The organism is Cohnella yongneupensis, assembly GCF_042655785.1.
Lineage (GTDB): Bacteria > Bacillota > Bacilli > Paenibacillales > Paenibacillaceae > Cohnella > Cohnella yongneupensis.
The window spans coordinates 132,751-142,316 of the sequence record NZ_JBHSNC010000045.1; the positions used below are offsets into that span (position 1 = coordinate 132,751).

The 9,566-nt window shown below is 51.4% G+C and carries 8 protein-coding genes and 6 tRNA genes; all 14 read right to left on the reverse strand.

Features of this window, described 5'->3' with window-relative positions; all coding sequences use genetic code 11:
* The 14 genes from ACFPQ4_RS15045 to ACFPQ4_RS15110 all read right to left on the reverse strand — a co-directional run bounded on the left by ACFPQ4_RS15045 (position 1) and on the right by ACFPQ4_RS15110 (position 9,366).
* On the reverse strand, positions 1-1,887 hold the full coding sequence (locus tag ACFPQ4_RS15045; RefSeq protein WP_378112689.1) for an LTA synthase family protein: 1,887 nt from the start codon (positions 1,885-1,887) through the stop codon (positions 1-3).
* Positions 1,888-2,010: 123 nt separating this feature from the next.
* The gene (locus tag ACFPQ4_RS15050) at positions 2,011-2,499 is read right to left on the reverse strand and encodes an acyltransferase (RefSeq protein WP_378112690.1); all 489 of its coding nucleotides are present in this window, start codon (positions 2,497-2,499) and stop codon (positions 2,011-2,013) included.
* Complete coding sequence (gene ppaX, locus ACFPQ4_RS15055) at positions 2,496-3,164, reverse strand: pyrophosphatase PpaX (protein ID WP_378112691.1); 669 nt, start codon at positions 3,162-3,164, stop codon at positions 2,496-2,498. The genes ACFPQ4_RS15050 and ppaX overlap by 4 nt, the downstream gene beginning before the upstream one ends.
* A complete protein-coding gene (gene lgt, locus ACFPQ4_RS15060; RefSeq protein WP_378112692.1) occupies positions 3,127-4,176 on the reverse strand; it encodes a prolipoprotein diacylglyceryl transferase in 1,050 nt (349 codons plus the stop codon). The genes ppaX and lgt overlap by 38 nt, the downstream gene beginning before the upstream one ends.
* A gap of 18 nt (positions 4,177-4,194) precedes the next feature.
* The gene (gene hprK / locus ACFPQ4_RS15065) at positions 4,195-5,127 is read right to left on the reverse strand and encodes an HPr(Ser) kinase/phosphatase (protein ID WP_378112693.1); all 933 of its coding nucleotides are present in this window, start codon (positions 5,125-5,127) and stop codon (positions 4,195-4,197) included.
* Positions 5,128-5,267: 140 nt separating this feature from the next.
* The gene (locus ACFPQ4_RS15070) at positions 5,268-6,392 is read right to left on the reverse strand and encodes an ABC transporter ATP-binding protein (RefSeq protein ID WP_378112694.1); all 1,125 of its coding nucleotides are present in this window, start codon (positions 6,390-6,392) and stop codon (positions 5,268-5,270) included.
* Positions 6,393-6,481: 89 nt separating this feature from the next.
* Positions 6,482-7,573 (reverse strand): PucR family transcriptional regulator, encoded by a 1,092-nt coding sequence (locus tag ACFPQ4_RS15075; RefSeq protein WP_378112695.1) that lies wholly within the window; start codon positions 7,571-7,573, stop codon positions 6,482-6,484.
* Between the two features lie 93 nt (positions 7,574-7,666).
* A complete protein-coding gene (locus tag ACFPQ4_RS15080; protein WP_378112696.1) occupies positions 7,667-8,614 on the reverse strand; it encodes an MraY family glycosyltransferase in 948 nt (315 codons plus the stop codon).
* 108 nt (positions 8,615-8,722) lie between these two features.
* A tRNA-Lys gene (locus ACFPQ4_RS15085) sits at positions 8,723-8,798 on the reverse strand.
* Positions 8,799-8,811: 13 nt separating this feature from the next.
* A tRNA-Tyr gene (locus ACFPQ4_RS15090) sits at positions 8,812-8,895 on the reverse strand.
* A 55-nt stretch (positions 8,896-8,950) separates the two neighbouring features.
* Positions 8,951-9,026: transfer RNA gene (locus ACFPQ4_RS15095), tRNA-Phe, on the reverse strand.
* Positions 9,027-9,041: 15 nt separating this feature from the next.
* Positions 9,042-9,118: transfer RNA gene (locus tag ACFPQ4_RS15100), tRNA-Asp, on the reverse strand.
* Between the two features lie 72 nt (positions 9,119-9,190).
* Positions 9,191-9,266 (reverse strand) — tRNA-Val (locus tag ACFPQ4_RS15105).
* Between the two features lie 23 nt (positions 9,267-9,289).
* A tRNA-Met gene (locus ACFPQ4_RS15110) sits at positions 9,290-9,366 on the reverse strand.
* Positions 9,367-9,566 lie beyond the last annotated feature (200 nt).

Genomic DNA, 9,566 nt, shown 5'->3' on the forward strand with positions numbered 1-9,566 from the left:
CTATTCCTGACGTTGCGGAAGCGACTTAACGTATTGATCCGATAATTGCTCCAAGGAAAGAATGTAATCATAGTCTTTGCGATACTTGCTGAAATCCGCTACGGGCTGCAACGTTTTCAGATCGATGGCGGAACCGTCGTCGAAGCCTTTGCCGGGCACGAACAGTACATCGTCGTTGAAGAACGAACCGGTCGGCAAGTAATATCTCATTCCGATTACGTTATGCTCCACGTTAAGCAAATCATGTCCGAACGCGGTATAATTGCGGTCCTTGAACGAAATCCCGAGCAAGTTGGCGACCGTCGGCATAATGTCGACTTGTCCGCCGACTTGCTCTTTTGTTTCGCCCTTGACGCCCGGCACGTGAATGAACAACGGAATGTTAAACCGGCTAACCCGCTCTTGGTAGGTGATGCCGAGTTGTTCGCTTACCCAAGCAGGGTCGTTATCCTTCGGCTGCAATCCGAAATGGTCGCCGTAGGCGACGAGAATCGTATCGTCCCACATGCCTTTTTCTTTAAGCCCTTTAATGAACTCGCCGAGCGCGTAGTCGGTATAGTTCAACGCGATCAAATAGTTACCGAGCTGCGTGCCTTCCATCGAAGCGGGCACTTTAATCCGTTGCAACGCTTTTGGCACCTTGAACGGATGGTGGCTGGATGCGGTAACGAATTGCGCGTAGAAAGGCGTCTTGGCCTCGTGCAAGTCCGTCAGCTTCTCCAAGCCAACCCGGTATAGCTCCATATCGGAAGCGCCGAACGCGTTGAACTTATCGTTATTGAAAGACGGCTTGTCGTAATACTTCGTGAATCCTAGCGCAGGATACAGCTTATTGCGATCCCAGAACGTAACGTCGTTAATATGGAACGTATTCGATACGTAATTGTCTTGCTTCAGCAATCTTGGCATGCTCGGAATTTCCCGATCTCCATATCCGGTGGACATCGCGATGACGCCGGTCGGATAAATCGAAGTGTTCGACATGAATTCCGCATCGGAAGTATTACCTTGCCCGATCGTCTGGAAGAAGTGCGGGAAGTAGAAGCTATCGCCGATGAGCGCGTTTAAATTCGGCGTAATGACTTGACCGTCGATGGACATATTAATCGCGAAGTTTTGGAACGCCTCCATCTGAATGACGATTACGTTCTTCCCTTTAGCTACACCGAAGTAAGCGGGCGCTTGTCCGTTCGGTTCGGACGTGCCTCCGTCTTTCGCGAATTCCTCCTCCAAATTTTGCTGCATCGAAGGAATGGCGGCGATCGTCTCTTTGGACACACCGTCTTCTTGGGCTACTTTGATGCCCGCCGTAAGCTCATAGTTCAGGAAGCCGAGGCTTTCCGCTTGTACAAGCTCGTTCGGAATGTCGTTGTTTGCCCTGATGAAGCCACCGGAGATGACGGCAAAAGCAATCAGCGAGATGAGCACGTTCATCGGCTTGGCGATGTGATGCTTCGTGAAAATCCGAATGCCCTTCAACAAGCTCCACAAGCCGACAATCGCCAAAGCGGCCACGTCGATAAAGAGCAAGTAGTTGGACGTCTGAATCGACGATTGAACGCTATCGTGGATCTGTCCCACTTGATCGAGCCCATAGAGGGCCGTATAGATCGGGACCGTACCGTAGTAGCTAAAATAAACGGTTGCGGCGAACAATAAGGACGAGATAATGGCGTTAACAATGCCATGACCGAGAGGTTTCCATTTTGATGGAACGATAAGTTCGAACAGGCACAGTATCGTTAATATCGCTGCCGCGTCGGCGAGCAGTCCGGTTAGTTGAATGTTCTCGAAGATGAAATGACGGAACAACATCATCTTCAGCATTAATAAAATGAACGTCAGCACAAACGGCGTTCGCACGAAGCTATTCCAAGCTGCCTTCATTAATTTCTCACTCCCAATACAAAGTTGAACTCTATTATTGTAATGTTATCGGAGTTTGATAACAATGTTAAATTTTAAGAGCCGCTTCTCAGCGGCTCTCTGTTATTTCTTGCTATTGGGTTTTTATTCCGCCTTGCGCTCGATCACTCGGAGCGGATTTCCGCCGACGAAAGCGCCCGGCGCAACGTCTTTGTGTACGACCGAACCAGCCGCCACGACGGCTCCGTCCCCGATCGTTACACCCGGCAAAATCGTGACGTTAGCCCCGATCATTACCTCGGAGCCGATCACGATGTTACCGAGACGATATTCCTTAATTAGATATTCATGGGTGAGCAACGTGGAGTTGTAACCGATAATGCAATTGTCTCCAATCGTGATCCGTTCCGGAAAGAAGACGTCCACCATCACCATAAGAGCGAAAGAAGTATGCCGTCCGACCTTCATGCCCAGTATCCGCCGATAAATCCAACGTTTGGCCGGCAAGCTCGGACAATATCTCGCGATCTGGATGAAGATGAAATTACGTACGGCTTTCAAGCGGGATACCGTTCGATATACTTGCCAGAGCGCGTTAGGCCCCTCTACCGGATACCGCTCTACGTTCCTCAATCCCCGCCACCCGCAATTCCGCATAATGTGAGAAGCTCATTCATTTCGCGCAGCATGTGAACCGCTCCGGCTTCGTACAGATTGTCCGCTCCTTTGAGGGACCATGCTACTCCGACAGGCACGGCACCCGCGGCCAGCGCGGACTTAATGTCCACCGAGCTGTCTCCGACCATTAACGTAGCGGATGCGTCGACCCCTAGCGCCGCGATCGCTTTCGCTACCGGCTCGGGATGAGGCTTCGCATGCTGGACATCGTCCAACGTCACGATCGTATCCATATACTCGGACAATCCGAGCAATTGAAGCGCGCGCAGCGTCGTCGCTCGCATCTTCGTCGTTACGATTCCGATTCGGATGCCGGCCGCATGCAAAACCGGAACGACTTCCGCTACGCCCGGGAATAACGCCACCATCTCGTCATGCCTGCGGTGGTTATATTCCCTGTAGATCTGGGTAAGCTCTTCGACGTTCTCCCGTCCGGAAAACTGCTGCAGCTGCATCGTCAGCGGTTGTCCCATGCTCGGTATAATATGCGTCCTTCCGAAGCTTTCAGGAACGATTCCTTTAAGCGCGTGGAGGAAGGATTGAATGATCAGTTCGTTCGTATCGATGATCGTCCCGTCAAGATCAAACAGGACCGCTTCGATCTTCTTGCTTGGCGTCATTCTCGGTTGTCTCCGTTTCTTCCTGTTGTTGCGCGGTCTCCGTAGTCGGAGCCTTAAGCTCCTGGGATTCCGTTACATCGGTAGCCGCAGCCGTTTTCGTACTCACGAGCGGATCGGTATACCGTTCTTTCGCCCAGCCCATTTGGCGTCTGAGCACGATCATAGCGATACCGATTATGACAATAAGTAACGCGAGGAGCTGAGAAATGCGCACATTGCCCTCCGCCGGGTTCAAATATCCTTCTCCGGTATCGAATATCGCTTTCATTGGCGTCCATAAACCGTTCATCAGCGATGCGAGCCAATCCGGTCCATTGAAGGCCAAGCTGTCCGTACGAAGCGGTTCGATGAAGAAACGTCCGATCGAGTACCAGATGAAGTAGATGAAGAACAGTTCTCCCGCGCGCAGAAACTTCTGGCGGCGAAGGACGAATAGCACGCCCAATCCCACCAAGCTCCACAAGGACTCGTACAGGAACGTAGGGTGGTGATAAACCCCTTGCACGTTCATCTGATCTACGATGAACGCCGGCAGGTGCAACGTGTGGCGGAGGAACGACTCCTCTACTTCGCCACCGTATGCTTCCTGGTTAACGTAGTTGCCCCAGCGACCGATCATTTGACCGATCAGCAGCGACGGAACGCAAATATCGACGATACGCCAGAAGGAATAGCCTTTGGAGCGTATGTAGAAAAACCCGCACACCAACGCGCCGATCAGCGCGCCATAGATCGCAATGCCGCCATTCCAGATCTGAACGATTTCGCCGGGATTTTTCGAATAATAATCCCACTTGAACAGGACGTAATAGAGACGTGCGCCGATAATCGCCGACGGGACGCCGAACAGCATCAAATCCAAGAAGAAGTCGGGAATAATGCCGAAGCGCTTACCTTCCCGGATAGCGATCAATAACCCGGACAGCGCAGCTAGTCCCAGGATAATACCGTACCAATGAACCGTGATCGGTCCGAGCTCGAATGCAATCGGATCCAGTGTTAGACGAAACATAGACATCCTCCGTAGCCCTTATTCGAATTCGTCGTCCGAGATAGCCTCGGTCAACTTGTTCGTGAATTGCAATGCCGCATTATAGCCCATACGCTTCAGCCTATAGTTCATGGCGGCGACTTCCAATATGACCGCCAAGTTACGACCTGGTCTTACCGGTACGGTTAAGAGCGGCACGTCGGTCTCGATGATCTTCGTCGTCTCCTCGTCCAAACCAAGACGATCGTATTGCTTGTCTTGCTGCCAGTTCTCCAACTTCACGACCAAGCTAATATTCGTCTGATTGCGCACGGCGCCTGCGCCGAACAAAGTCATGACGTTCAAAATGCCCAGTCCTCGTATTTCGAGGAGATGACGAATCAAGTCAGGAGCGCTTCCGAATAGCTGGTTATCGGACGTCTGACGAATTTCGACCGCGTCGTCCGCGATGAGACGATGTCCGCGCTTGACGAGCTCCAATGCCGTCTCGCTCTTCCCGATGCCGCTCCCCCCGGTAATAAGCATACCTACGCCATATACGTCTACTAGTACGCCATGGATCGTAGCCGAAGGGGCAAGTTTCTTCTCCAGGAAGTTCGTTATCCGGCTAAGCAGTATCGTCGTTGCTACGCTGCTGCGCAACACCGCGCATTGCCGTTCGTTAGCAATCTCGATGAGCTCGTTCGGAGCATCTAGTCCGCGCGTTATTATAACGCATGGCGTCTCCTCATGACAGAGCCGCTCCATGCGATCGCGTCTTTCCTCCGTCGTAAGCGTCTCCAAGAATGCTAGTTCGGTTCTCCCGAGGATCTGCGCGCGATCCGCAGGGTAATAGTTGAAATAACCGGCCATCTCCAAGCCGGGACGGTTCAAGTCGTCCGTCACGATTTTGCGGCGCAGTCCGTCTTCACCTGCTACGATCTCCAAGTGAAATTGCTGCACGAGTTCGGATACTCTCACTTTCTTAGCCATCGTACAGCTCCTTTTTCCAATTTACCTCTTCTCATCGTATCGAAAATAAACGGACAACGCAATGAAAGGATTCAATCGTCGTACAAGAAGGAAAACCGCTCGGCCATTAAGCCGAACGGTTCTCTTTATTTGCGCAAATTTTACTCGTGCTCGAAGATGTTCTCTTCGGTATCTTTATCGAACACGTGAATTTTGTTCATATCGATAGCGAGCTTAACGTTCTGACCTTCGCGAAGTCCGGAGCGGCCGTCAACGCGAGCGATAACGTTGTCTTTGCCAAGACCGTTCAAGTACAGGAACATTTCGTGACCCAAGTTCTCGGAAACTTCGATTGTAGCGTTCACGATGCTGTTCGGGGAAGCTTCGATGAATACTGGCTCTTCGTGCAAATCTTCAGGGCGGATGCCGAGAATGATTTCTTTGCCGATGTAGCCTTTAGCGCGAAGCGCCTTAGCTTTGCCTTCGGTAACGACAACGTTGAAGCCCGTAGCGCGGAAACGTACGGAACCGCCGTCTTCCACGAGTTGACCCGTGATGAAGTTCATCGCAGGAGCGCCGATGAAGCCAGCAACGAACAGGTTCAATGGGTGGTTGTAGAGCTCTTCAGGCGTAGCAGCTTGTTGAATGAAGCCGTCTTTCATAACGACGATACGGTCGCCCATGGTCATTGCTTCCGTTTGGTCATGGGTTACGTAGATACAAGTCGTCTCTAGACGTTTCATCAATTTGGAGATGTTAGCGCGCATTTGCGTACGCAGTTTAGCATCCAAGTTGGAAAGCGGTTCGTCCATCAGGAACACTTGCGGTTCACGGACGATTGCGCGGCCCAGAGCAACACGTTGGCGTTGACCACCGGACAATGCTTTTGGTTTGCGATCCAGCAAGTGCTCGATTTCGAGCGTGCGTGCTGCTTCGCGAACGCGACGGTCGATTTCGTCTTTGCGGAATTTACGCAATTTCAGACCGAATGCCATGTTTTGGTACACGTTCATATGTGGATACAAAGCGTAGGATTGGAATACCATCGCGATATCGCGGTCTTTCGGGGCTACGTCGTTCACGACGCGGTCGCCGATGTAGAGCTTACCTTCGGAAATTTCTTCAAGACCTGCGATCATCCGCAACGTCGTGGATTTACCGCAACCGGAAGGACCTACAAGTACCAAAAATTCTTTGTCTTGGATATCCAAGGTAAAGTCAGTAACCGATGCTTTGTCAGTGCCTGCATATTTTTTATACACATGTTCTAAACGTACGCCAGCCATTATATTTCCCCCTAAACTTCGTTTGAAGGTACACGACTATCTTACCTCAGACCCAAGCCAAATGACTATGCACAAAGCGTACAAAAAATTCATTTCCTTTTCGTGACTTTGTACAATAGCAGTAGAATGCGTACTAATACTGCGTCGTTAAACGACCTGACATCCAGTCCGGCTTCGTGCTTAATTTTATCCAAACGGTACAATAAAGTGTTGCGGTGGATGTACAATTTCTTCGCTGTCTCGCTTACGTTACAGTCCATCGAGAAGAACGCATCGAGCGTCGTGATCGTCTCGGAGTCGGTGAATAGATCCGGTCTCCCCATCATTTCCTCTACGAATCGGGAGCGTACGAGCTCGGGAATACCGCTGAGCAAACGCTCCAAATGAACGAGCCACGGTAAATGAACCTGCATGCCTACATGGAATTTACGCCCCAGGAATATGGTTTCCCGCAACGTACCGACGATCCTAACGACGTTCTCCGAAGGTACGATCGGCTCCCCGACCGCAATATGGCATTCTCCGCCCCATTCGCCGGTGACCAGTTGGTGCAGCCCTTCGGCTAGCGATGCGAGCACTTCCTTCGTTTCCTCGTGCCCAAGCACCTCGTCGCTTTCCGCCTCGGCTTCCGTCAGCACCCGATCGGTGCTCAAAACGAGCCATTCATGCTCGCGCAAAGGAATCAGCAAAGTCTCATCGGATATAAAAGTACGTATCGTTTTCTCTAGCTCGGTATAAGTAGGTTCTTTATCTTCCACTTGCTCGCATGACAGCAGGAACGGTACCATCCCGTCGAATAAGCGATTGCGCAATTCCATGCGATCCGGAACTTCAGCGCGCCATTCTCCCGCGGTTACCGACTGTTGAATCCATTCGCCAAGCCGTCTAGCTTGACGTTCCAAATCCGTGGAAGCGGTTTGAGGTTTTGCGTTATTATTTTGCAGAACGTAGCTTAACAGTCTTTCTTCTAAAGGAGTCAACTTAGCAGCCGTCTCCAGGACGTGTATTTCGGAACCGTTCACGCGGGCGATAATACGGACTCCTTCGGGATTAACGAGCGTATCGCCTACCTCGGGATTCCTTTTGCCGCCTTCGCGTTCCCATTCCGCCGCTGTCATCACCCTAGGCAATACCGGCGCATCAAGCAGTTGCTCTAGCTGCTGCAGTCTGGTTTTATTCATGACTTGTGCCCCTTGCTAAGTAAGGATGCGATCTCTGGGTCATTGTACCATATTTGACGCAATCGAGGGCGATCCCTGGCGCGGGCTTTTTATTTAATGAAGCACCAATAACACGACGATGGATAATAACGAGAACACGGCCGCGATCAAATAAATAAAAGAAACCGTCTGAACTTGGGTCAATCCCCATTTCATGAGGCTATGGTGCGTATGCAGATTGTCCGCGCGATGCAATCCCTTGCCTTCGATTAACCTGCGTATGAATACGATGGCGGTATCGAGAATGGGTACGCCCATAGCTAGAAGCGGCACGGACAAGGATAAAATGGTCGCACCTTTGAGCGTCCCTTCGATCGCCGTAACGGCTAACGTATAGCCAAGGAAGGTCGCGCCTGCATCGCCCATGAATATTCTCGCCGGATGAAAATTATACGCCAAAAAGGCGAGACACGACCCGGCAAGCGCCACCGCTACGAGTGCCGTACTCGGTTGATTGCCGATCAGCGACGCCGCGAATAACGTCAAAGAGGAAATGACGCACACACCGGATGCCAATCCATCGACGCCATCAATGAAATTCAACATATTAATGAGGGCGAATACCCAGATCATCGTGACTAGTCCGCCGATTAGGGGAGAGAAGTGGATCATGGCTACCGATGATGGTGAGGATACGCCCTGAATGGCTATCCCTTGCCATACCGGTACGAGGGCAACGCTTATGTAAATAATTAATCGAGGCCAGACTGGAAATTCGCGGTTACGCGATTTGAAGTAGTCATCGATCAACCCGATCAAGACGAGAGTCGTGCCTCCGATGATTAAGGTGCGGAACAAAGCGTGATCGTTCATGAACTCGAACGAAGTTCCGATCACGCCTATGAAGATCGCTACGCCGCCGGACAACGGTACAGGCTGCACATGGATTTTCCGACGAGTCGGGCGATCCACGAAGCCTTGGCGGATAGCGAGCTGACGAACTACCGGTACGAGAACGAGGACAACCGCGAAAGAGAACAGGAGCGCATATAAGTACATCATAAGCCGTGCCTCCGATAAGCGAGATGATCTTAACTTCTCCCCTAGAAGGTATCGGCATACGAATATACAAAAAAAACAGACGTTTGCACGTCTGTCTGTTTGTTTGAATGGTGAGCCATGTAGGACTCGAACCTACGACACCCTGATTAAAAGTCAGGTGCTCTACCAACTGAGCTAATGGCTCTTGATGAAAAAACTGGTGGAGGCTGATGGATTCGAACCACCGAACCGTGAGGAACAGATTTACAGTCTGCCGCGTTTGGCCACTTCGCTAAGCCTCCACGATAAGAACCGATTATCATTATAACCATTAATGATGGACCGGATTAAACAAAATGGTGGCTCGAGACGGAATCGAACCGCCGACACGAGGATTTTCAGTCCTCTGCTCTACCAGCTGAGCTATCGAGCCTTACGAAGAAAAAAATGGCGGAGCCGACGGGATTCGAACCCGCGGTCTCCTGCGTGACAGGCAGGCATGTTGGGCCACTACACCACGGCTCCGCGATAAACATGGGGTCCCCGAAAAGTAATCGGAATACGCTTCGAAGACAAACTTCACTTTTTGGGGTGAAGTGGTGGAGGCTGAGGGGATCGAACCCCCGACCCTCTGCTTGTAAGGCAGATGCTCTCCCGGCTGAGCTAAGCCTCCACGGGACTTGCGTAAAGAAAGAATGGTAGCGGCGAAGGGACTCGAACCCCCGACCCTCCGGGTATGAACCGAATGCTCTAGCCAGCTGAGCTACACCGCCACACTAATACATCAAGGCTTGCGCCTTGAAAACTGGATGCGAAATCGTGCAGCTTTAGCTGGCACGAACCGTATAGCCTGTTACGGCGATACGATCAAAGCGATTGGTGAAAGTGTATGAAACATCCGTTAGCTTACCCACGTCATTAGGATAAGCCCTCGACCGATTAGTACCCGTCAGCTGCACGCATTGCTGCGCTT